The following is a 23,677-nucleotide window of genomic DNA, read 5'->3' as shown; positions in this document are numbered from 1 at the left end:
AGTTAACCGAGGACGCAGTACCTGGGCGATCCGCCATTTGGCCAGCGGCTACCACGGGGTATTGTGAATACCGCCAGAGAAATAGCATGCCCGCTTTCGGGGAAACGGGCATGCATCACTCGGTCGTGTTCCGGTAGGAATTAGATATCCAGATCGCCGGTATACAGATCCTTATGCGATGGATCAACTTTGAGTTTATTTGCCGTTGCCCATGCTTTCATGTTCACTTCGGCATAGGTGGAAATTGCTTCATTATATATCAAGCCCCCGTTCGTGGCACCGTAAAGGAAATAATAGGTCCAGGCGCCATTCTGCAGGTCAGGTGCATCGTAGGAGTATTTTGAGACTGACGCGGTGGAGAGTACTGTGCCGGTTTTGCAGTCAGCAAGGAAGTCGCCGATCACACAGGCATCAAGATTGATGGTCTTCTTGGTGCAGGCGGCCGCATTGAGATACCCCATGACATAGGTGTGGGTCAGGTAGTACAGGTCACGCGAGATAATGCTCGAACCACCGGTCGGGCGAATCTTGGTGCCATGACCGGAATAGAAGAAAGCTATCTCGTCGCCGGCTACGGCGGCATCACGAAGCCAGATCAGTCCGGCTTGGATATTGGCTGAAGATGCGCTGTAGTCAATGTCACTGCGCACAGTGAATCCCTGGCTCGTCAAGAATGCAATGACATCGCGGGCATCATCATCACAATATGTCAAATCGTTAGTCGTGCCGTCATAATCAGAGATGCCAATGACATACGCATACTTGTGGGCCGGAGTCGGGTTAGGATCGGCGGCTGAGATTGCCGGTGGGTCCTCACGGTCGACGGTTTCAGAAACGATACCAAACTTGGTAAATGAAAGTTTCACTGCTTCGGGACGGTTATCGACGAATTCCGGGCGTTGAACCAGCGTACCGGGCGTGTTAGCCCCTTCATCGGGTCCAGTGACCGGCGAATTATCTGAGCAACCATAAAATGCCGAGATTGCGGCCAACATACACAACAGCAATAGTAGCCTTTTCATGTGAAACCTCTCTTGATGGTTATTGATGAATGAGTGATAAAGAGGGAGTTCACCCCAGAGCCGAACAAATCAACCTCCTCTTCCGAGGGACGTTGCGGCTAGGTTGCTGCGACATTCCACCCCCCCCACTATTCGGGGGAGTCAGAATCGAAAAACCGTGGGTGCAATTCCAATATAACTTAACGCAGAGTGGACTGTCCATTCTTATTTTCCGGCGAAGCGACTTTCTTTGAGATCTTTTGAGGAGAACTGGGAAGTTAGTCAAACTGAGAGCTGCCGCCAGGATGTTCGCGTCATTTCAGTGTAGGCTCAGGTAGGAGATCATCGGTGGGTAGGGCACTTGCCTATTGCTGAATAAAAGTCCAAACTAGAACCTTGAGACATCGGGTTGGCCCAAAATGGCAGGAAGCGTGACGCATTCTGCGACAAAGTGAAGGAGAATGCGGCGTAGAAAGTCACCAGTCTAGCGAAACCCCTCCAGGCGGCCCTGGTCGAGTTGTGTAAGGTTTTGCTGAATAAACGATTACGCGCCACCAGAGAATTCGCCCATTCCTGTATCACCTTGCAAACGAAAAATATCTGGAAAAACTGAAAAGAGTGGTTATCACTTTGGCTCCCCTTTTACGCGATTACTGACAGCGAGAATTAACACTGTCAATCTGTAATCAGAAGGAGGTAGCCATGTTTTCCCGGCTAGCCAAATGTCAATCATCCCAAACCCAGAAGACGCTCTTTCGGGAAAGCCTTCCGGTGCGGGTCGGAATCTGCCTGCTCGCTTTGGCGATTATGCTCGCTTTTGTGGGCGGTTGCAGCAAAGAGAGTTCACCGAGTGGCACGGGTCCAATCCCGGATCCACCGCTTGAAGTCGTTTCGAGTACACCAACTGGAGGCGCTTCTGTGGCGCCGAGTAGCTCTATCGCCGTTACTTTCAATAGAGCAGTTGATCCTTCCACTGTGACGGCAACATCGTTCGTTGTCGCCAATGCAACGGGAATCCGGACGGTGAATGGTTCGGTGGTGACGTTCACTCCCTCGACTCCCTTCAATCAAGGGGTGCAGTATGCCGTAACGTTGACGACTGAAATCGCGGATACTCAGGGGAAATCACTCGCGAGTAACTATGACTTTTCGTTCAGCGTTGCGAGCCTTCCCACGGCTGACGCTGGTGCTACTCAGGTTGTCACCCAGGGAGCTTCCGTAACGCTCAATGGTTCGGGGAGCAACGATCCGGATGGTGGCACCCTGACCTATGCCTGGACTCAGGTAGCGGGACCATCGGTAGGAAATCTCACTGGAGTACAGCCGTCATTTGCGGCTCCCGCTGAAGTAACCACCGTCATTTTCGATCTAGTCGTCTCAAACGGCGTGACTGCGAGCGACCCGGATCGAATTGTCATTGTCATTGCAGAAGAAGGGTCCAAGGCGATTTTCGTCTCCCAGAACGGCAATGATGCAAACCCCGGGACACTTGACCTACCCAAGGCAACTATCCAGGCAGCCATGACTGCAGCTCAATCTACGCAGAGCGATCTTTATGTCGCCGCAGGCGTGTACAGTGGTTCTGTGGTCCTGGCGGACGGTGTCAGTATGTATGGTGGATTCACAGCCGACAGCTGGGAGAGGGATCTGGCGGCCGTAGAGACCATTATTCAGGGAGGACAATATGCCATTACTGGAGCTAATGTCAATCAGCTGACAATAGAGGGATTTACCATACGCAGTGCCAATAGTGCATCAAACGCGGGGAGCTCTGTGGGTATCAGTCTGCACAACAGCCTTGGCATTGTTATCAACCAGAACGCACTTGAGATCGGCAATGGTGCGAACGGAAGCAACGGCACCGATGCCACTGATCGGACGGGAAATGCGGATGGCGGCAATTCCGGCGCCGCGGCTTACTTCGCACTCATCTGTTCAGGAGCAGTTGGGGGGGCCGGCGGAGACGTCAGCTATGGTCGCGATGGCGGATTGGGCGGTCGGTCCGGTGGAGCAAACGGCGGGTCAAATGGTTGGGATGGAGAGAATGGTGGGGGGAATGGCGGCTCAAAGGGCGGCTTTGCCGCAAATGGTTCGCCGGGATCGCCGGGGAATCCGGGAGATTCTGGGCTCAGCGGCAATGCCGGAACGAGCTTTGGCTCCATCTCAAATGGGGCATACTTGGCGGCTCATGGTCTGAATGGCGACAACGGAGGCTACGGCTGGGGCGGCGGTGGTGGTGGTGGCGGTGGCACAGGGGCAGCATGCTCGGGCAGTGGCGGCGGTGGCGGCGCTGGCGGTCTATACGGTTTCGGAGGAGCCCGTGGTTTTGGTGGTGGTGGTTCAATCGGAATCATCCTGAGCGGCGGATCGGAGGCGACCATTACCAATAACAGTATCACCACCGGTAACGGCGGTAATGGCGGCTACTCCGGAAAAGGGGGAGTTGGTCAAAATGGTGGTTCGGGTGCCAATGGTGGAACCGGCAACGCCAATGGTGGCGCGGGGGGACGTGGTGGAAACGGCGGTAAGGGGGGTAACGGGGGAGATGGCGGATGCGGTGGCGGTGGTCCGGTGGTTGGAATTGTCGAGGCTGCCAGCAGCTCCACTCGCACGAATAACTTCTTCACGCTCGGAGTCGCCGGGATTGGTGGCGCACGCGGAGATGGTCGCGGCAAAGAAGGCGCCAACGGTGATCGAGCTGAATTCAAGAAGATAGACTAAACCAATAAATACATGCCGGAGTTGTTGCGTTCACCTACGACTCCGGTTTGAAAGGAATAGAGACATGCAGATTAAGAAATCACTCTCACTACTCGCAGTGATACTGCTGAGTGTGATGTTGGGAGGCGGCTGCTCTAAGGACAGCCCCACCAAATCGCCGACTACCAATAGCCAGTTTCAGAACGCGATAAATGCGGGGGGGACGTTTGCTCCGGTTCAGGAAAAGAACGAAATTGTCAGTTCTGATACCGTCATCGAGACCATGAACAACGAGCAGTACTTCTGCACCACGACTCGCTATTCTGTGGTTGAGGCGCCGGATAACTTCCCTACATTCGATCCATTGTCCGAAGTTGTCTGGCCGGGGAATTTGCTTCAGGGGAACAGTCTGACCAGCGCGACTCCGGCGCCGATACCGGTGAAGCGGGCCGGAGGGACGATCGTCATGACGATCCTCAATGGCTCACCATCGGCCAGTGAAACAATCCCGGTGGTGGATCTGGCCAATGTCACCGAAGCTCAGAATGATATCATCGCCAGGGCTTCCAACACTATCCCCGCGCGTTTCTCATTCAATTACGAATCAGTCAGTTCCCGCGAGCAACTGGCGCTCTCCCTAAACGTGCGGGTGGAGAATTTGACGGGCGAATTGGGAACTTCGCTCTCTTTCAGCCAGGACCGAGAATACAATCGCTACGTAGTTCGCCTTGTCCAATCATATTTCACCATGGCCTATCAGTTGCCGACCTCGGTCGATGAGATCTTTGATCCGACGGTCACGCCTGCCGATCTGGCTCCATACATCAGTTCAGGGAATCCGGCCGCATTCATCTCTTCAGTCACCTACGGACGAATATTCTATCTATTGATTGAGTCAACTTCTTCACTGACGAAAATGTCAGCCTCCATTGATGCATCTTTCAATGCCGCGACGGTGGGTGGTTCGCTTGACGCGAACGCGACGTACCTGAAAGACCTGGAGAATGTTCGGGTGAAGGCATTTGCCATGGGGGGCGAGTCTTCGGCCGCCATCTCGGCGATCACGACCGATTTCAACACACTCAAGCAGTTTCTGGCGCAGGGCGGGATGATCAACACCGGCGTCCCGCTTTCGTATGTTGTACGCAGCCTGGCGAACCCATCACAAATTGTCAAGATCGGGCTGGCCACCGAGTATGATGTCAATCAGTGCGTGATGATCAGTGAGACAATTCCGAATCCGATCCTTTGGTATAGGCTGGATGATTCTCGCTATTTTGTTCGAGGGACCGGGGCCAACAGCGGGTATATCAGCAAACTCCTCAATGCGTTCGGAGATACCACGCACAACGCCGTGCCACCCAGCAAAGCTTACGGTGCCGAATATCTTGCGGCACAACTGAAGGGAGGGCAACTCCCAGCCATGCGATTCCGCGGTGGATTGACAACCGTAGATGGGAAATTCCAGTTCCCCGGTGTGAAATTTTCCGGATCTGACTATACCGTCTTTGCAGTGGTACGACTTCCTGCGTTAGCAATCAGCTATCCTGAAATGTTTCTTTTCGGGACCGGAACAAGCCAGTTAACCAGTCTCTCCGCGGGCTTCCGGGATAACATCCGATTTACGATGTCGCACCAGAACTATACCATGGATGCCATCTCGCCGGCCTCACTTGATCTGTGGAATGTGGTGACTATCCGGTTCAGTCAGAGTGAGGGAATGTCGATCTGGGTAAACAACGACCCAACTCCGGCGGGAACGGACGGCAGCAAGACCAGCGCATTGATCTCATATCTGGGAGCGCGACTTGGTTCGCAGAACGGCAATCCGCTGTTGATGGCGGAGATCCGGGCATACGCGCACGCAGTCACTCAGGATGAGCGAGAGGTGATTGTTTCGTCGCTTTTGACCAAATACGCGTTATAGGGATGCGAAGAACCAAGCGGGCGGGACCAGGGAGGCCCGCCCGTATGTTCACGAAGCAGGAACAGAATCCAGTTCAGGAATAGGTTTTCCCCAATCGCTGTAGAGCAACTCGAGTTTCTTTCGTACACCAGTGGTGCGAGGGTCGTCTGATCCGAAATTTGCCATCAGAGTGGTGTAAGCTTCAAGTGCCAATGGTGCACCTTCCTCGAATCTTTTCGCCTTGCGGAGGCAATCAGCCAACGAGGATTGGGCTCCCGCGATGTGCCAGTGACCAGCCGGGAGTGTGCGCAGTCGAATCGACAGCGCCTGTCGAAGAAAAGGCTCGGCATCGCGGAAGTCCCCGTGTTCGGTGAGAAGCCGTCCCAATCCAAGAAGCACAGAGATATATCCCTGGTGTTCTTCCGGCAGGTACTTTCGCGCCAGATCCAGGGCCTCAAGATAGAGCGCATGTGCCTCTTCGATACGCCCTTGCATATACACTGCACTGGCCAACTGGGTGGTCATTCCGCCGTAATAGGTGTGGTCGGTCCCAACCATACTGGCGAGCAGGGCGCGATTGCGTACAAAAACGGATTCAGCTTCGGCATAGCGCTCCTGCGCCATGAGGATAGCTCCAAGATTTCCCCTGGAAGCGATCACTTCAAAATGGTCTTCACGTCCAAAGACATTGATGAGTGTGGCAATTGCCTCGCGGACGATTGGTTCGGCTTTGGCATATTCTCCGCGCTGATAGTAGAGTCTTCCAAGATGATTGAGTGTGTTTCCGACGGCGGTTGCGGTATCTCCCTCGAGTTCACGCTGAGTCTCCAGGCCTGCTCGATAGTAAACTTCAGCAGAATCAAAGTTACCAAGATGTCGGTACACGTGTCCCAGACTGACCTGCATGTTGGCCACGTTGGTGTCTCGATCGGGATAAATGTCTCTGACAATACTTAACGCTTTTCGCGCAACGGACAAAGCGGAGTCACGTTCGCCGGCGTCATCAAGGATGAGCGTCAACTGCAGCAGATTGTCGGCATACTCAAGATTGTGTTCCCCGAAGGTGATTCGATTTAATTCGGCCGATTCGAATGCCAACTCACGCGACTGGGGGATGTGGCCGAGGTTATACAGAATGTCAGCAGCCAGCCGAAGCAGCATCGCCTTTACGGCCGGCTGATTTTTCAACTCGGTGCGGAGTCGAGTGATGGCGGTATCGAGCAGTTCCCTGGCGGTTACATCGGTACCGCGCGATTCATTCGGGTCGGATACTTCAAAGATGCCGGTGAGGAATTTGGCGATCTCCCGGGATTTCCGTGCTTCAAGACGAGCTTTGTCGCGCTCGCTGGCAAGTCGATTGGTATAGAAGCCGATCGTCACCGCGATGGCTACGATTGCCAGAATTGAGGCGAAGACGATCGGTCGATGTCTGCGCACAAACTTGCCCACCATATACGGGACGGAGTCCATGCGGGCCTCGATCGGCCATCCATCCAAATAGCGGCGAATGTCATCTGTCAATTGGCGAGCGGTCTGATACCGCCTTGTCAGATCTTTGCGTAACGCGGCCATGCAGATGGTGTCGAGGTCACCGCGAAGCTGACGCTGGAGTTTCTTGGTTGAGATCTGGTCTCCGATCGGGGAAAGTTCCTTTCGCGCAGGGCGAAGGACAACACTGGATGGCCGTTCTGGCTCCTGAGTCACAACCGCCTGTTCCAATTCGGGTCCGGAATCCATCGAGGTTTTATATGGATATCGGCCAGTCAGTAGTTCGTACAGCACAACCCCCAGCGAATAAACATCACTGGCGGTAGTGATGGGCTGATTTCGTACCTGTTCGGGTGAGGCATATCGTGGGGTCATCGCGCGGAATCCGGTTTGCGTCAAATCAACACTCATGTCGACATCCGCGGATTCCGCCAGTACTTTGGCGATGCCAAAGTCGATCACTTTAACTCGACCGTCCTGGTCGACCAGAATGTTCGCAGGTTTCAGATCCCGGTGAATTACCAGGTTGCTGTGCGCAAACTCAACCGCTTCACATGCCTGGAGGATCAGCCGTAGCTTTTCTGCCAGTGAAAGTCCGCGAGTTTGGCAATACTGATCGATCGGCACACCATCAACATACTCCATCACAAAATACGGGCGGCCATCAGGCGTCAAGCCACCGTCAAGAAGTCTCGCAATGTTGGGGTGATTAAGGTGAGCGAGGATCTGTCTTTCCTGCTGGAATCGGCGCAGGATGACTTTCGTGCGCAGAGAGGGTTGAACGACTTTGATGGCGACACGCTGCTCGAATTGTCCATCGACGCGATCAGCCAGATAGACTGCTCCCATCCCCCCTTCGCCAAGCGCGGCGATCAGTCGATAGGAACCGATCTGCGTCCCGATCAATTGCGGATCTTCCTGGGGCAGATTGAATGGAGTTTCACGGTCGAGCATCGGGTGCCCCTCGGCATCGGCCGCCAACAGCGCCATTACTTCGGCGTACATGGCGTTGTCATCCTGACAGGCACGTCGAACGACCGCATCGCGATCCTCCGGGGCTGCATCGAGAGCAAGCTCAAATATCTCCTGGATGCGTTTCCATCGGTCAGGCAGCATGGTCACTCTATTTCATTCTCAGTTCCGAAGTTCATTGGCTAACCAGGCTTTGGCGATCCGCCAGTCACGCCGGACAGTGGGGACCGAAATACTTAGCACCTCGGCGATCTCTTCATGGGTTAGCCCGCCGAAAAAGCGGTACTCGACTACCTGACTTTGTCGCTCGCTCAATTCGCGTAACTTGACCAGCGCGGCGTCAAGAGCCACGACCTCTTCCGCGCGTTGATCACCGCCGATAAGCGAATCGTCGAAAGTCACAAACGGACTTTGGCCGCCACGTTTTTTGGCCATACGTCGACGAGCGTAGTCGATCAGGATCCGGCGCATCGCCTGTGCGGCGATCGCGTAGAAGTGCGCTCTGCTCTCCCAGGACATTTTGGTCTGACCGATCAGGTTGAGATATGATTCGTGAACCAAGGCGGTAGCGTTCAGGGTATGTCCGGCCCGCTCAGACGCCAATTGAGCTCTGGCCAACGAGCGAAGTCGATCGTACACAAGAGGGAGCAAGGAGTCGACGGCTCTTTGGTTTCCCTGTCGAATCGACGACAGAAGCTGCGTGATGTGGGCAGGAATTGTCACGTTTTCGATATCCCGCAAGTCAGTTGGTATGATACGGATACTCGGAGAATGTACTATACGAGTCCATCATCTCCAACAATAAAGTTCCGCTGGCCAGTCGAATGAAACGCAAGAACATGCCAACTGGACAGTGCCAATTTCAACTCAGTGCGAATTGTCGTACGTGTGCCAATTGATTTTGGTCAGCGACTCTCTATACCGGTAGTGAAGAGATGGAGTGGCAAGTTGTCGCACTATGACTGGGCGAAGGAAACAGCGGCATGACTGTCCGCCAAGTGCATTCATTCTTGAAGGGTTTGGCATTGACTCGGGGTGTTTGACAGAGCGCCTACAAAGTGTATCTTCGCCCCCATGACAATCGAATCCAAACAGCCGTTCCTTTGGGGGGCGGCATCCTCCGCATTTCAAATTGAAGGGGGGATCGAGAACGACATGACCGCATGGGAGCAGGCGGGCCGTTTTCGAACAGCCAGTCTTGACCCGCGGGTCGGGATTGCGGTAGATCACTGGAATCGCTGGCGGGATGATTTCGGGCTGCTTAAGTCATTAGGATTAAATAGCTATCGCTTTTCAGTCGAGTGGGCGCGTCTGGAGCCGGAGCCGGGGAGATTCAACGAGGCCGCCTTTGATCAGTACTCCCGGATGATCGATCATCTGCTGGAACTGGGCATAAGCCCGATGCTGACATTGCATCATTTCACCCACCCGGCCTGGTTTCATGAGTACTCTCCCTGGCACAGTGTGACTTCGCAGGATACGTTTGTTCGATTTGCGGAACGCGTTTGCACCAGGCTCCTTGATCGAGTTTCGCACGTGGTGACCTTCAATGAACCGTTGGTCTGGCTTCTGGCCGGGTATGGCGATGCAAAGTTCCCACCGGGCGAGCGGGATCTCCGAAAGCTGATGCACGGCCTCAGGAACATGTTGCTGGCGCACCGCCAGGTATTTGACATGATCAAGGAACGGTATCCATCGACCCAGGTTGGGATCGCCCACAACATGATTGCTTTTCGCGCTGCGCGAAAAGGGAATCTGTTTGACAGCGAGATGAAGCGCCGGCTGCACCGTTTCTACAATCTCCTGATCCCAAAGGCATTTGTCACGAATCGGCTCAACTACTCATTGCCGCTCATTCTGAACTATGACGAACCAGTCTCGCTGGATAACCGAATCGATTTCTGGGGGGTCAATTACTACTACCGGATGCATGTCCGATTCCGACTTCGGCCGTTCAGGCCATTCGATATGCTGTTTGTGCCGCGATCAAAACATGGCTTGTCCGATCTGGGCTGGGAGATCTATCCGCGAGGGCTATATAAGTGTTGCCGGTGGCTCCGGTTTACTGAGAAGCCGCTGATCATCACCGAAAACGGGATTGCCACCGATGATGACAGCGTGCGTGTCCGGTTTCTGGAACGCCATCTCAGTTTCCTCGAACGGCTCCGGGGTGAGGGGATGGACATTCGGGGGTATTACTATTGGTCACTGATGGACAACTACGAGTGGTTGATCGGGAAATCGGCCCGATTCGGGCTCTTTCAGGTCGATTACGAGAATGGGTTAGAACGAACTCTCCGGCCCAGCGGTGAGTACTTTGCAAACCATATAGCTTCAAGTAGTTACGCTGATATCGACACTCACCAAGAACTCTCCGACATCTAACCAGACCATAACATAAAATCTCGTTTCTCGCCGTTACAATGGCTGAGAAAGGCGGGATACTGTTATGAATATCTGGTCTCTGCTTCTTGTCTCCGGGGCGACGCTCGGGCTGGTCTACACAGCTCTGGCACTGGCTATTCTGATATTCTCGGTCCGCCGGAAGCGATCTAGCGCCGGTACATTGTTCACACCCGCTGTCACGATCTTCAAGCCACTCAAAGGGGTCGATGAAAACCTCCGTTCCAATCTGGAGAGCTTTTTCACGCAGGACTATCCGCGATATGAATTGATCTTTGGTGTGAATGATGACGATGATCCGGCGGTTGAAATCGTTCGAGATCTGATCTCCGTCTATCCACAAGTTCCGGCTCGACTGGTGATCGATTCACATCGGACCGGTTACAATCCCAAAGTCAACAATCTCTGCAATATGGCTCCCTATGCATCGCATGACTACTGGGTGATCAGCGACAGCAACGTCAGAGTCGAATCCAGTTATCTGAAGGAATTGGTCGGCGAGATGCGTAGCCGATCTGTCGGGCTGGTCACTTCTCTTATCCGGGGCGTTGGCGGCAAGCGTCTCGGAGCCAAATTGGAAAACCTGCATTTGAATTCGTTCATTGCGTCAAGCACGTTGGCGGTAAGCAAGCTGTCCAATATTCCGGTTTCAATCGGAAAGTCGATGCTGATGCGTCGCGAAACGATTGCCCGGATGGGAGGGTTTGAGCGGTTCGCCGATTTCCTGCTCGAAGATGGATTGATCGGCCGCGAAATCCGCAAGATGGGGCTTGAGACCGCGACTTGCATGCACGCCATCAATAATGTCAACGACACGTGGAGCGTCCGCGACTTCATGGCCCGCCATTTCCGCTGGGGGCTGATGCGCAGACATCTCAATATCGTGCACTACACTGGCGAAATCGTGAGCAACCCGATCGTGCTGGTACTACTTGCATGTGCGGTCGATCCTTCGGTAATGACGTTTTTTTTGGCGGCTGTTTTCACGGCGCTCAAAGTGCTGCTTGATATCGTGGCCGTTCGAGTGGTTGGAGGATCGGTCTCGCTTTCATCGCTCTGGCTATTTCCGCTCAAAGATATTCTGATCGCGTTCGTCTGGTGGAGACCGTTCTTCACGAATCATGTCACCTGGCGAGGGAACCGGATGCGCATTGGTAAGATGACGCGCATTTCTCCGGTGCAGCCGTCCATGCGATTCGTCGTGGACCGGGAGTCATCACGGCTCAGCCGCGCAGTACAACGATTCCGCCATACGGGTCGACGGTTGGTACTGTGGGGATCGGGGGCCTGATGCAGACTGCCATGCAAACATGCATCGACTTCGAGTCACGTAGTCAATCCTATAGCGTTGGGCTGACGATCGAGGATGGCTTTATCCAGGGAAATCCGCGGATAGAGATCATCTCTAACGGCGGAGTTCCGACACGGATCCCAGCGCAGTGGGGGCCGATCCTCAAGGATTCCGATGTCATGGTGCTGGTTCCGGACATGCACATGTTCCTCTATACATCGAACCTCGACAATTTCAAATTCGGCGCGGAACCGATGCTTGATTTTCTGGTGCACGCGGAGGCAAGTCGCGAGCGGCTGCGGAAATCCGGAGATCGGCTTAGTATGGTGCAGCTGGGTGATATGTACGAGCTCTGTTTTCCGCATCCGAAATTCGGCAGGGATGTAACGGTGAGAGATATTCGCGCTTCGCACCCGATCTACGATGAGATCATCAAGCTCTTTCATGAACTGGAATTCAAGTTTGTCGTCGGGAACCATGATGCCGAGTATCGACAAAAGCGGCGCGGTATGTATGCCGCCAGCGATGGCTCGGTCTATTTCGAACATGGTTATACGGCGGATCGGTGGTTTCATTTCACCAATCCGGATCACCGTCATTGGCGATGGTCAATGAAGGTGTTGCGTGGATTGAGGCGGGTTGAAAATCGCATTCACCAGATTCGGCGCAAGTTCAGTGATTGGGATGAACAATGTCATCGGGCATTCGGAATTAACTCGGGGGATCAGGAAAGAACGGAGATCACGGCGGCGACAGAGTACCCGCGCCGGCATTTCAACTACTTTGAATCGGTGGTTAAGTCGTTCGCCTGCCCGCCCCGCGTCTGCGTCATAGCGCACACTCACCGACCATATCTGAGTCTGGATTTCGCCAATGGAGAGAGCATCTTTGTGGATGCCGGTGCCTGGACAGAGGGGCGATCAGATTTTGTGGTGATCACCAACCGAGAAATCGCGGTCTGCCGTTACAAGCGAGCGGCCTGGCCGATGCCGAAGCCTTCCCTCAGTTCGGCCTCGTGATCTACTCTTCGCTGTTGATCTGAAGGGGTGACGACCACCATTGATTCGCCAGAACCTCGCCCGCAATCTGGCTTCCCGCGATCATCTTCATTCGCGATTTGACTCCGGACATCCAGTCGATCCATTGCTGTTCATTTGTGGCCAGAGTGATCTTCTCGTTTCCCGCCAGAATCTGCTTGCGAGCCTCGACTCCAAGGCGCATGTCCAGCGTCAGCGCCAGGGCGCGCAGGTTGTCGATAGTTGCGTTGTTGTTCCCTCTGTTCATACATAGTCCTTGATCTATCATCATAATCCGTCAGTGTTGTTTGGTTTTGTTCGATTGGATTGCAGCAGTCCGTTCGAGCGATCTGGCTAATCCAGCCAGTGATCTGATGAGCGGCTGCTTTCCGCGTTCATATGACGTTAATTGCTTCTCTATCTCCTTCAGGAGAGCCGTGCTGAACGTCGAATAGGCATTCGGGGAGGTCAACTTCCTATTCGAACGACTTTTCAGAAATAGCTTCAATGATTCGAGTGCGACAACATGGTCATGCCATTCTCCCAATGCCGTGTATGTCTGCTTGAGTTTTGCGGCGGTGGTACCGGAGGATGGTGTCTTGCCGTGGCAGAGGATCCAGACATCAAGTGTGTACCGGAGTGTCTTGGAGAGTTTCCGCACGGTATGGAGTTCGTAATGTTCCTGCCGTTTGCGTTCCAATGCTTTGGACAGTTTTGCCGCGAGCTTCCGAAGTCGCTTGTTTAACCGTTGCCTGATTTTATCGTCAGAGGGGGCCGCCAGAGCGGCACGGAGTTTGGTGCAACTCCCAGTCAGGACTGACTCGGAAAAATTGACCGCCACGATATCAAATCTCTGGCGTTTCTCAAGCTCGACCGATTTCAGGTGATTGAAATACTCGCGCAGATCAAGTCGGTCAAGTCGCGCAACTGTGATCGCCTGGAAGATATCAATATCCCTTAATGTCCCGGCCGCGCGATACAATTCGCGGAGCGGGCCGGCGTTGGGTTTGGCCGCAAACGATGGCGCGATTCGTTCGATCAGCTTATAGAAGGCTCGCAGTCGCTTTACTTCGACTCGCAACTGGTGTACGCCTTCGACGGCATAATGCTGTCTCGCGGCGGTAAGTGCAGCGAGGAAAGCGGAATGCCTGACGTCGAAATAGCCAAGCAGTTTATCTGCCGTGACCTTTCGGGACCGTTTAGAGGTCGATATGCTTGGACTTGACTTTTTCATACAATACGTGAATTAGGCCATCCGACAATCCGAGGATTGGCACATGCATTTTCTTGACTCCCGACCATTTCATCACATTGAGATAGATGTCGGCTGCTTCGACTATCACATCGGCACGGTCAGGTCGCAGGCCGAGTACTTTGATGCGCTCTTCGACGGTGAATGATTCCAGATAATCCCGGATCTCGGTGATAAGTTTGACGGAGAGCGGTTTCCCTTCCTTTTTGCGGGAGAGCCGGAAGATGTTATTAATACTCCCGCCGGTCCCGACTGCGGCGATCGGGTGATGCGGCGCTACTTGCGCTTTGAGCCAGGCTTTGATGCGATCCAGCTCCCGCTTTGAGCGACCTTTCTGCAGGATTCGCACAGTGCCGATCTTGAAGGAGCCAGACTCAATGATCCGGCTACGGGACATGAGGGTCACTTCGGTGCTGCCGCCGCCTACATCGATATATAAAAGCGGAGCATCGGAGCGGAAGGCTCGACTGATATGGCTGGAGTAAATGATCGCAGCTTCCCGTTTACCTTCGATGATCTCTATCTGCATGCCGGTCTGTTTTTTTATCGCTTTGGCGACATCGGCGCCGTTGCGTGCCTCGCGCATTGCAGAGGTCGCGCAGGCGATGCAGTCTTCGGCGCGATATGCTTCTACGATCAGTTTGAACGCCTGGAGGACGGTTGACAATTGCTGGGCCTTTTGCGGCGTGATCTTCTGATGCGCGAAAACATCTTCGCCGAGACGGATCGGCACGCGAATGAGCGATTCTTTTATGTATACCGTTTCGCCTTCGTTTTCGTAAACGCGGGAGAGCATGAGTCGTACGGCGTTGGATCCAATATCAATAGCTGCCAGTTTGATCATAGTTGCCTACGTATGTTTCTCTCGCAGGTATGCGGCGATAAGGATTTGCGCACGCTGTTTGCCGGGCTTGGTTCGTCGCGGAGCGGCGGTCGGGTCATAGTGCGAACCGGCTTTGCAGTTATCGCGCCACTGCAGTTCAAGCAGATCGCGAAGTTCCTGTTTTAGACTTGCATCAAGGATCGGGCAGGCAACCTCAACTCGTCGATCCAGATTGCGCGGCATCCAGTCGGCCGACGAGATGAAGCACTTTTCGGCACCACCATTGGCAAAGAATAATACGCGAGAATGCTCCAGATATTTGTCGACCAGGCGGATCGCCTCGATATTTTCGCTCTGACCTTTGATCCCCGGCTCAAGCGTGAACATCCCCCTGACTATCAGGCGGATCTTGACTCCGGCCTGACTCGCCTTATAGAGCATTTTGATCATCGGCGTATCCACCAGGTGATTCAATTTGAGCAATATCCAGGCTTCCTTGCCGGATAATGCATTATCAATCTCAGTCTGAATCAACTGAGTGAGTCTTCGGCGACTATTGAAGGGTGAGACGATCAAATGTCGGAAGGGGGTCACTTTGTAGTTCTTCTGAAGGAACTCGAAGACATCTGCCACCTGACTGGTGATCTTTTGATTGGCGGTCAACAGGAAATGGTCCGTATAGACGCGGGCGGTATCCTCGTTGAAATTGCCGGTCGCCACAACGGCAAACCGCTCCAGGCCGCGGCCGTTCTTTCGGGTAATGAGGCAGAGTTTTGAATGGACTTTCAGCCCCGGTACGCCGAAGACTACTTTGGCTCCGGCATCCTGCAATTCGGTGGCCCAGCGAATATTGGCTTCTTCGTCAAAGCGAGCCTGCAATTCGACCACCGCTACCACCGATTTGCCGTTTTTGACCGCGTTCATCAAAGCATTGACCACGCTCGAGTTTGAAGCGGTTCGGTAGAGTGTGATCTTGATGGAAGTGACATGTGGGTCGATCGAAGCCTCTCGCAGCAGATCGATGATGGAATCGAATGACTGATAGGGGAAATGTAGAAGCATATCCTGCTTGGAGATCGCTTCAAGCATACTTTTGTGTCGCGCGAGTCCGCGATGCGGTACCGGCGCACTATTGGAGTTTCGCATGGAGGGACGGCCAATGTTCGGAAACTTCATGAAATCCTTGAAATTGTGGTAGCGCGATCCGGCGATAAGAGGATCCCCTTTTTTCATTTTCATCCGCTGTACCAGCAGTTTCAGCATGTCGCGAGGGATATCGGCATCGTAAACCAGTCTGACCGGGCGTCCTTCTTTGCGCTGGCGAAGGCTCTTGTGGATCTTGCGAACGTAGCTCTCAAAGATGTCGTCATCGATATCCAGTTCGGCATCACGGGTCACTTTGATCGTATATGCAGCGTACTTGGTATAGCCGAACGGGGAGAAGATAGCCTTCAGGTTGTGCCGAATGATGTCATCCATCAGAATGATGTAAGTCTTCTGGCCGGACTTGGGCAACAGGACGAATCTTGGCAAGAGGTCGGTCGGCAGTTCGATCAACGCGTAGTCGGATGACTTGCGTTCATTTCGTTTGGAGAGGGCGACCGCGAGGTAGACCGGCTTATCGCGTAGTTCCGGAAACTCATCCTTGTGATCGATCATGATCGGGAACAACTTGGGCCGCACCACTTCATGGAAGTATTCCGTGACGAATTTCGCTTGAGCCGCGGTTAGCTTTTTCTCGTTAGTAATGAAGATATGCTGGCGTGCCAACTCCTTAAGGATCTGGTTGTAGATCTTTTCAAAGCGATCTTGCTGATGCATTACCTGACGGTGAATGCGCTTGAGGGTCTTGGAGGGATCGTGTCCGATCAGGTCAATCGTCTTTTTGCGCGGCGTCTTGGTCAGACGGTTAAGCGTGGCCACCCTCACGCGGAAGAATTCATCGAGATTGTTGGAATAGATCCCGAGGAACTTGAGCCGTTCGATGATTGGGACTGTCGGGTCTGATGCTTCTTCGAGCACACGCCCGTTGAAATCGAGCCAACTGGTCTCTTTGGTGGCGGTGGGTCGTCTGTTCGTGGCCTGTGTCACTACGATATACCTGCTTTGTTCTGATCGGTGTGAAGAGGTTACGCGACGGCTCGTCGGTTGGCTCGGGCCTGCTTGTGAGCATCGCCTGACGGTGCGAAAGCAAACGTCAATTTCCCTGCCCCTTTGCGGATCTCCGCCCATGGCAATTTGCCGAATGAGATGGCCACAACCCCGGACTTGTCGATCGACTCACTGAATCCGGGTATGAAAAACGCAGCCAGATCATCTATCATCGGGTTATGCCCTACTAATGCGATCAGCTTGACGCGCGGTTCGGTCCGTTTGACTCTGGCAATGATCGCTTTGGTTCCGTGGGATGAATAGAGATCTGGCACTAAAGCGATCTGTTCGATCGGGAAGCTAAGAGCCTTCGCGAAGAGATGAGCCGTTTCCAGAGCTCGATCGGCCGGGCTGGAAAGTATCTGGTCAAGGCCAGCTACATGCGACTCGAGAAGGGTGGCCATGTTTCGGCACTCGGTAGCGCCATCGGCGGTCAGCACACGCTCGAAATCAGACAATCCAATATCTTTGGGTGCCGCTTTGCCATGTCGAATGAGCAGAAGCAACCGTGAAGGAGCAGGTGCCTGGACTGATCTCTTTTTCATTTGTTACCTGATATGCCCAGAGGACAATGCCGTCAGTGAATGTGAAAGTCAAGTTAGGATAGTGTTACCGTCTGGTTACGACTGATGTCGCTGCAACGCAAAGAGATTTGAGAAGTTACGGCGATGAAGGTGATGCGACGGCTGACCGAGGCAGCCAGATACTGTCAGCAATCGTGCAAAAACGAGCGAGGCGAAGTTCGTATTGATGGCGAAGATTTCGCGAGATGTGAAATTGTGATCCCCCGCCACACGGGGCGACGGGGGATTCTCTGGATGCCCGTTTCGTTTTCGGCCTTAGTAGGCGGCAAGATCAGTCACCTGCGCCGGCGGTGTGGTATCGCCAGTCGTTGCTTTAGAGATGACATTCGATAGGCCAGACCAATTCGCGGCCTCGTCGGCGGTCTTGATCGCGAAGTAATAGGTAGAGCTCAATGCCAAGCCAGTCACGGTAAAGGTCTCAGCACTTCCAGCCACTTTTGGCGAAGGTTCGGAAGCTACTTGGGTGGCCGAACCAAAGTTGGCCGCCGTGATCGCCGTCGTTGAGTATCGTATGTCGTATTGAGTGGCCGTGCCGGAATTACCATCGTCCCCCGGAGCAGTCCAGGTGAGCGTCACTGTGGTTTCACCAGACGTCGGTGCTGCCAGATTGGCGATGGCGGATGGCGGCGTTGACTCTGCGCCAGTGGCCTTGGTAGCAACGTTTGACAAAGCAGACAGATTTGCAGCCTCATCAGCCGTCTTGATAGCAAAGTAATAGGTAGTTGCGGGGTTCAAACCGGCCACTACAAACGACTCAGCAGATCCTGCTACTCTTGGAGCGGTCTCGCCGGCGACCTGTGCGGCGTTTGCCCAGTTGCTGGCGGTGATCGTTGAAGTCGAATACCGGATATCATACAGAGTAGCGGTACCAACCGTGCCATCATCTCCCGGAGCAGTCCAGGCAAGTGCAATGCTCGAAGAAGTGACCGTTCCGGCAGTCAGATTGACAATTGCCGACGGTGGCGTGGCCTCCTGCAGGGTAGTCTTCTGAACGACATTAGACATTGCCGACCAGTTCGGGATCTCATCACCTGCTTTCATAGCAAAGAAGTATGTGGTGCTCGATGCCAAACCGGTGACATCGAACGACTCTGCGCTTCCAGCTACTTTTGGAGCAGGAACGCCGGTTGCCCTGGTCGCACTAGCCCAATTAGCTGCGGTGATGGTTGTGAGTGAATAACGGATATCATATGCCGAAGCCTGCCCAGTGAAGTTGTCATCTCCCGGCGCGATCCAGGTGAGCGTGACCGAATTCGGAGTGGTCGCAACAACCTGCAACTCTTCCGCCTTCACTCCCGCGAATGTCAGGACAGCAATGGCACATCCAGACAAGACGATTCTGTTTCCCATGATTCTCCTTCCTTCCTGAATGGAGTTCTCTCCTATGGTGATGTTGGAAATCTCGCCAAAGCAGTTACTGTGGCCAGCCACCGGACCGTTGTCAGTCATCTGACAAGGACCTTCCCGGCGGCGGCTCACGCTACCATGGCGAGCAGATTCATGAAGTGTCTGTAATTAGTGAATACCTGGGGAGGTAGTGGAACCGGATCAAATGATGATACCGGATCTCAAAACAGGGATCTGCCTGACCCATTCCTGATGCGTGATACCGTTGCGCTTTACTCGAATAGTTCAAATTGTTCTTTGTTTTAGACCGGATCAGTACATAGTCGGGTCGAGTAACGAGGGTTTATTGCGGACATTGCAGGAACTGAGTCCCCTGGACCAAAAAGGCGATCAAGGTTGCGAGGTCGGACAGGTCAATCACGCCATCCGGGGAGCTGTTGGTGTTCCCCATGGCGGGACAGATAGTATAGTGGCCATTTGCGCTCGTGATGTATGCGGTGAGTACGGCCAGATCGGAGAGGTCGACATGACCATCTGCCGATCCGTTGACATTCCCGTTCTGACCATCGCAGCCATCAGGGCAAGTCGTTCGGTAGGCGACATTAGAGAGCATTGACCAGTTTGGCCTGGCATCACCGGCCTTCAGACTGAAGTAGTAAGTTGTAGCCGGCAGGAGTCCGGTGACTTTGAATTCTTCTTGATTTCCCGCAGATTGTGGAGCGGGGAGATTGACTACCTTGGTGGCAAGCGCCCAATTGGCATCAGATATTGGAAACGTGGCGTAGCGAAGATCATACTGGGTGGCCCTACCGACCATGCCATTATTCCCCGGTGCGGTCCACACCAACGTGATATCAGCCGTCGCACTCAACAGACTTTGGGAAACGGACAGCATGACAAGAGTGCAGACGATCAAACGGATCCCATTCCTCATTTTTCCATCCCATCACAACAGACCAATTGATTCTCCATTCTCTCACCTGAAACCTTCCGACAGGTGAGAGACACGACGCGGAATGAAATCTGGCAGGAGGAGTTGCGTGGCCTTCTGCGACAGACACAGGAGTTCATTCCAAAAGGTCCGATCCACGGCTGGCAAAAATGGGGAGGGGAACCAGGCCAGCCGCTTCACGGACGGAAATCGATCCAGATAAACCTACTGTGACCACCATCGGTCACCATTCACAGATTATACGTAAGCGCTCACGCATAGGCTACTTTTTTATGCGTAAGCGGTCAAGAATATCATCATGAGCCCCTTGAGTTCATGAGCAGGGAATGGGATAGGGTGAAGGACGTCCGAGGTGCCGCACCTAACATGTTGTGTGACAAAACATTGAGTAAGAAAAGGAGGGAGTGGCGGAGGGGGATACCCGACTCTAACGTCAGGCGGCTGTGTTACCAGCGCGCGCCACTCCCTCGTTATTTCGCGGATAGTGATAATAGTTCGTCCGATCCGTGACCGGTGCTGCAAGCGAGTACTGCAAGTACCAGTCACTTCACGGACGATAAGCACCCATGATTCGATTTGGTTTGCTCTGGGTGGCGGAGCATTCGCGTACACGTGACGCGCATGAGGCTTATACGTAACCGGTCACGCATAGTCGAGTAATTTATGCGTAAGCGCTAAAGAAGTTGCTTCTGACGACGAACTGCCTGAGCTCTTCTGCGGTAATTTCATTTCAGATCAAGCTGACGGCAGGATGAAGGGTGGCCAGTCGAGCCGGTGTAATAGCCACGACTCGTTGGTAGATCATCATTTATGTGTGGTGTACAGTCGAGAGCTGGTATCTGAAAGGAAGGAACTCAGCATTTCGGAGCTGAGGAAAGATTACCTATCGGAGGGTGCTGAGGCGCAATTTAGATGGAAGGGAAGCCGGAATTGAGTCGGGTTGTATCGAATGAGAGCCCAGATCGGCTAAGTCTGTTCTTTCTTTCGCCACCGTGCCCTCGCCGCTTTTCGAGCGGCCTCGCTTCTTTCTCGCTTGGTCAGGCTTCGCGCCCGGGCCTTGCCGCCTTTAAGTCCTCCCAATCTCCCCAGGGAAACGGCGGCGGGGTTTTTGGCCGAAACAGCTGTCGCTGATTCATCAGGCGGCTGAGTATCAACAGTCTGGTCGGCGGCAGAATCAATCGCAGAACCAGTTGCCTCATTCGAGCTGCTGGCCTCGTCTGACTGGGCATTCGTACTTTGACTGCTGTCTTTGGGCGGTGACTGGTTGTTGGTGTCAGCAGAACTGGCATCATCCTGCGACTTCTTGTTCCCGTTTTGGGAAGGTGATGAAGTCGCGGAATCTTTTGGGTCATCCGCGTTTTTGGATGACTGCTCACTCATACCAATTCTCTACTTCGTGCTTATTGCTGATTGGCTCGCCAGAAAGTGGTCGCGGCGAACCTCGGTTTGGAAGACGACCGTTCCGTTTGCAACATATCAGGCTGCAATTCTCTTGTCAAGCCGGACGGTGCCCAGAACGCTGGATGCGCCAATCAGACTGGGCGAAACCGTCACTCGACATGCACGAGGTGCTCAACCCGGACGAAAGGTCGCTCCATGGGACTAGCTCTCTTTTCAACCCTTTGGGCGATGGTGCATCAACGAGCGTTGGGCTACCATAGTATGGTGCCAACACAGCACAACAGACCTGCACTCTCGCGCAGTGAAGCGTAAAACAACTTGCAGGTAAACCGGACAGAAATTGGAGACAGATGTGTTTATAAAACTAAGTTCAGCGATCTTTCTGGGGATGCTCTTCTTGCTGCCGCTTTCAGCGAGCAGTCAGACGAGCCTCTACCTGGGCCCTCACCTGGGAATCCAGAAGTCAGATGGTGCAGAGGATGCAAATTACCTTGTCGGCGCAACCCTCCGTATGAAGGTCATGCCGATCCTTGGACTCGAAGGAGATCTTGGCTATCGCCAGGAAAAGTATGGCTCCGGGGCTGTGACGGTCAGGAACTGGCCACTGACGGTTACCGGGCTGCTCTATCCGCTGCCGATGATCTACGGAGGAATCGGAGGTGGCTGGTATAACACTACCTTTGATTACAACAACACCTACAACGATGCAGGATTTGACGATGAAACCACGAATGAATTCGGATGGCACCTCGCCGCCGGTCTGGAAGTATCTGCGTCGCCGCAGTTCAAGCTTTTCGGAGATGTTCGGTATGTATTCCTGGACTACAAGTTCAAGGAACTTCCAGAAGCCGTTCTGGACGGACAGAAGTCAGACTTCTATTCACTGAATTTCGGTCTGTTGTTTCGCCTGTAAGTGAATTGTGCTAATTGGTGAGACTTCCCGGATCGCTGCCGGCTGATGCGAGGATACCTCTGACGGCAGCTTATTTCCGGAAATCACTGAGGAGAGGAATGTGATCGCAACTATTGCCACAATTCTGGTTGTCCTCTGGGTAATCGGGATGCTGACAGGACATGTCATGAACGGCCACACTCACCTGCTGATGTTAAGCGCCCTGATCATGATGGCTGTCACTACTGTCTCCAGGCGCAGAGCTATTTGACTCCAGACAGTGAAGCAGTAGATCACGCCCGGAAGAGAGCCAAACGCCATGGTGCAGAGGAGTGCCTGAATGAAAAGTATGGAAAGCCAACGAACACTCGAACAGCCGGAAATACCGGCATCATCCAAGGAGAATACAATGGAACGATTTGAAGACAAACGAATTAATGAAGCGCTTGACTTGTTAAATGCCGCCGCGCGCGACAAGAGGGCGGAGTTGCAGGCGGCAATGGAAAGCAAATACTCTGATCTCTCGTCTGTGGTGAGTGCTTTTGCCGGTACACTTGGCAGCCGAGCGGCCGATCAGTACGAGGCTGGCAAACGGAAGGTGGTCGATATGGCTACCGATGTGAACAAGAGCGTGCATAGAAACCCGTGGGCCTATGTTGGCGGGGCCGCTGTAGGTGCCACATTAGTTGGCTATATGCTGGGCAGATCTCAGAGAAGCAAGCCGTAATGCTGGAGGTCCTCTCCAAACTCATTGATCGGTTCAAGAAGCATTTGGTCGACTCATCTCTGAGTTTGCTCAAGCTGCGTTTGGCAATCTGCTACCTTGAAGGCGTCAAGTCTGCGTATCGATTGCTGATCCTGTTCTGCGTTGTTGTCGGAATGATCACCCTGCTCGGTGCCGGACTCATGCTCGTCCCTTTAGTGGTGTTACTGTATACGCCATGGGAGCCGACGACCAAGGCCATAGTCGGGGTCAGTATAGGTGCCATCTATCTGCTCGCTCCCGTAATAGTGCTCAATATATTGCTGTCGGAAAAACGTTGGATGCGCATGACCGGAGCAACGGCGCTCCTGCGAAAGCTCGTGGATTAACGGTTCAAGAGAGATAGATATAACGGCAGGATTCGTATCACCCGTGCCCAGTTGAGGTGCCCGCAATACAGCTCAATTGGCATGGGTGATTCATTTCAGCCGGCGCCGGATCTGGAGAAAAAGGAAAAACCCCGCCGTGCAGCGAGGTCAACATTTTTGCGGACCGCAGAGACGCAAGGCCAGCCCGGTCAATCAGCATCGAGAGCCTTAAGGCAGGCTAGAGGTGCTGGCGTACTTGCGCATCATCTCCTGATACCGAGGAAGTTTTCGGAGCGGGTCGAAATGGCTGCTCATTTTGAGCGAATTGACAGAGTATCCCGTTAGCTCGGATAGCAACACTTCAAGTTCGTCGAGTGCCTTATCGTATTGCCCACACTTGGTGTAAATAACGGCCATGACCATGACC

At 53.6% G+C, this 23,677-nt stretch carries 21 protein-coding genes; 9 read left to right on the top strand and 12 right to left on the bottom strand.

Translation table 11 applies throughout. From position 1 onward, the window contains the following. Nucleotides 1-140: 140 nt before the first annotated feature. The gene (locus tag IPH75_13020) at nt 141-1,022 is read right to left on the bottom strand and encodes a caspase family protein (GenBank protein MBK7142992.1); all 882 of its coding nucleotides are present in this window, start codon (nt 1,020-1,022) and stop codon (nt 141-143) included. 681 nt (nt 1,023-1,703) lie between these two features. Here IPH75_13020 and IPH75_13015 point away from each other — a divergent pair. After that, the gene (locus IPH75_13015; GenBank protein MBK7142991.1) at nt 1,704-3,722 is read left to right on the top strand and encodes an Ig-like domain-containing protein; all 2,019 of its coding nucleotides are present in this window, start codon (nt 1,704-1,706) and stop codon (nt 3,720-3,722) included. A 64-nt stretch (nt 3,723-3,786) separates the two neighbouring features. Next, nucleotides 3,787-5,628: a thiol-activated cytolysin family protein gene (locus IPH75_13010; GenBank protein MBK7142990.1), complete on the top strand. Its 1,842-nt coding sequence runs from the start codon at nt 3,787-3,789 to the stop codon at nt 5,626-5,628. 48 nt (nt 5,629-5,676) lie between these two features. Here the strand turns inward: IPH75_13010 and IPH75_13005 are convergent, their stop codons facing one another. Next, entirely contained in the window at nt 5,677-8,211 is a 2,535-nt protein-coding gene (locus tag IPH75_13005) for a serine/threonine protein kinase (protein MBK7142989.1), read from the bottom strand. Between the two features lie 18 nt (nt 8,212-8,229). Further along, complete coding sequence (locus tag IPH75_13000) at nt 8,230-8,799, bottom strand: sigma-70 family RNA polymerase sigma factor (protein ID MBK7142988.1); 570 nt, start codon at nt 8,797-8,799, stop codon at nt 8,230-8,232. A 342-nt stretch (nt 8,800-9,141) separates the two neighbouring features. On the opposite strand from IPH75_13000, the gene IPH75_12995 reads away from it, so the two are divergent. The 3 genes from IPH75_12995 (at nt 9,142) to IPH75_12985 (ending at nt 12,780) form a co-directional block, all read left to right on the top strand. Then, nucleotides 9,142-10,452, top strand: coding sequence for a glycoside hydrolase family 1 protein (locus IPH75_12995; protein ID MBK7142987.1), 1,311 nt, complete (start codon nt 9,142-9,144; stop codon nt 10,450-10,452). Nucleotides 10,453-10,516: 64 nt separating this feature from the next. After that, nucleotides 10,517-11,761: a glycosyltransferase gene (locus tag IPH75_12990; protein ID MBK7142986.1), complete on the top strand. Its 1,245-nt coding sequence runs from the start codon at nt 10,517-10,519 to the stop codon at nt 11,759-11,761. Nucleotides 11,762-11,772: 11 nt separating this feature from the next. After that, the gene (locus IPH75_12985) at nt 11,773-12,780 is read left to right on the top strand and encodes a hypothetical protein (GenBank protein ID MBK7142985.1); all 1,008 of its coding nucleotides are present in this window, start codon (nt 11,773-11,775) and stop codon (nt 12,778-12,780) included. A 1-nt stretch (nt 12,781) separates the two neighbouring features. On the opposite strand, the gene IPH75_12980 is transcribed toward IPH75_12985, so the two are convergent. The 8 genes from IPH75_12980 to IPH75_12945 all read right to left on the bottom strand — a co-directional run bounded on the left by IPH75_12980 (nt 12,782) and on the right by IPH75_12945 (nt 21,266). After that, complete coding sequence (locus IPH75_12980; protein ID MBK7142984.1) at nt 12,782-13,045, bottom strand: hypothetical protein; 264 nt, start codon at nt 13,043-13,045, stop codon at nt 12,782-12,784. A gap of 30 nt (nt 13,046-13,075) precedes the next feature. After that, the gene (locus tag IPH75_12975; GenBank protein MBK7142983.1) at nt 13,076-14,011 is read right to left on the bottom strand and encodes a CHAD domain-containing protein; all 936 of its coding nucleotides are present in this window, start codon (nt 14,009-14,011) and stop codon (nt 13,076-13,078) included. After that, a complete protein-coding gene (locus tag IPH75_12970) occupies nt 13,977-14,873 on the bottom strand; it encodes an exopolyphosphatase (protein ID MBK7142982.1) in 897 nt (298 codons plus the stop codon). The genes IPH75_12975 and IPH75_12970 overlap by 35 nt, the downstream gene beginning before the upstream one ends. 6 nt (nt 14,874-14,879) lie before the next feature. Then, nucleotides 14,880-17,084: a polyphosphate kinase 1 gene (ppk1, locus tag IPH75_12965; protein MBK7142981.1), complete on the bottom strand. Its 2,205-nt coding sequence runs from the start codon at nt 17,082-17,084 to the stop codon at nt 14,880-14,882. Then, entirely contained in the window at nt 16,982-17,548 is a 567-nt protein-coding gene (locus IPH75_12960; protein MBK7142980.1) for a histidine phosphatase family protein, read from the bottom strand. Before IPH75_12960 ends, ppk1 begins: the two co-directional genes overlap by 103 nt. A gap of 294 nt (nt 17,549-17,842) precedes the next feature. Then, the gene (locus IPH75_12955) at nt 17,843-18,937 is read right to left on the bottom strand and encodes a fibronectin type III domain-containing protein (GenBank protein MBK7142979.1); all 1,095 of its coding nucleotides are present in this window, start codon (nt 18,935-18,937) and stop codon (nt 17,843-17,845) included. A 340-nt stretch (nt 18,938-19,277) separates the two neighbouring features. Continuing rightward, entirely contained in the window at nt 19,278-19,868 is a 591-nt protein-coding gene (locus IPH75_12950; GenBank protein ID MBK7142978.1) for a hypothetical protein, read from the bottom strand. 984 nt (nt 19,869-20,852) lie between these two features. Further along, on the bottom strand, nt 20,853-21,266 hold the full coding sequence (locus IPH75_12945; protein MBK7142977.1) for a hypothetical protein: 414 nt from the start codon (nt 21,264-21,266) through the stop codon (nt 20,853-20,855). A 373-nt stretch (nt 21,267-21,639) separates the two neighbouring features. On the opposite strand from IPH75_12945, the gene IPH75_12940 reads away from it, so the two are divergent. From IPH75_12940 to IPH75_12925, 4 genes are all read left to right on the top strand, one after another. Further along, the gene (locus tag IPH75_12940; protein MBK7142976.1) at nt 21,640-22,200 is read left to right on the top strand and encodes a porin family protein; all 561 of its coding nucleotides are present in this window, start codon (nt 21,640-21,642) and stop codon (nt 22,198-22,200) included. A gap of 100 nt (nt 22,201-22,300) precedes the next feature. Beyond that, nucleotides 22,301-22,450 carry a lmo0937 family membrane protein gene (locus IPH75_12935; GenBank protein MBK7142975.1) on the top strand — a complete coding sequence of 50 codons (150 nt, stop codon included), beginning with the start codon at nt 22,301-22,303 and terminating at the stop codon, nt 22,448-22,450. Nucleotides 22,451-22,519: 69 nt separating this feature from the next. Continuing rightward, on the top strand, nt 22,520-22,906 hold the full coding sequence (locus IPH75_12930; GenBank protein ID MBK7142974.1) for a hypothetical protein: 387 nt from the start codon (nt 22,520-22,522) through the stop codon (nt 22,904-22,906). Next, the gene (locus IPH75_12925; protein ID MBK7142973.1) at nt 22,906-23,271 is read left to right on the top strand and encodes a hypothetical protein; all 366 of its coding nucleotides are present in this window, start codon (nt 22,906-22,908) and stop codon (nt 23,269-23,271) included. The genes IPH75_12930 and IPH75_12925 overlap by 1 nt, the downstream gene beginning before the upstream one ends. 207 nt (nt 23,272-23,478) lie before the next feature. Here IPH75_12925 and IPH75_12920 read toward each other — a convergent pair whose 3' ends face one another. After that, entirely contained in the window at nt 23,479-23,667 is a 189-nt protein-coding gene (locus IPH75_12920; GenBank protein MBK7142972.1) for a hypothetical protein, read from the bottom strand. Between the last annotated feature and the right edge of the window lie 10 nt (nt 23,668-23,677).

This window comes from bacterium (assembly GCA_016708025.1).
In the GTDB taxonomy this organism is placed as follows: Bacteria; Zixibacteria; MSB-5A5; order GN15; family FEB-12; genus FEB-12.
This window is presented reverse-complemented; position numbering and strand designations above follow the sequence as displayed.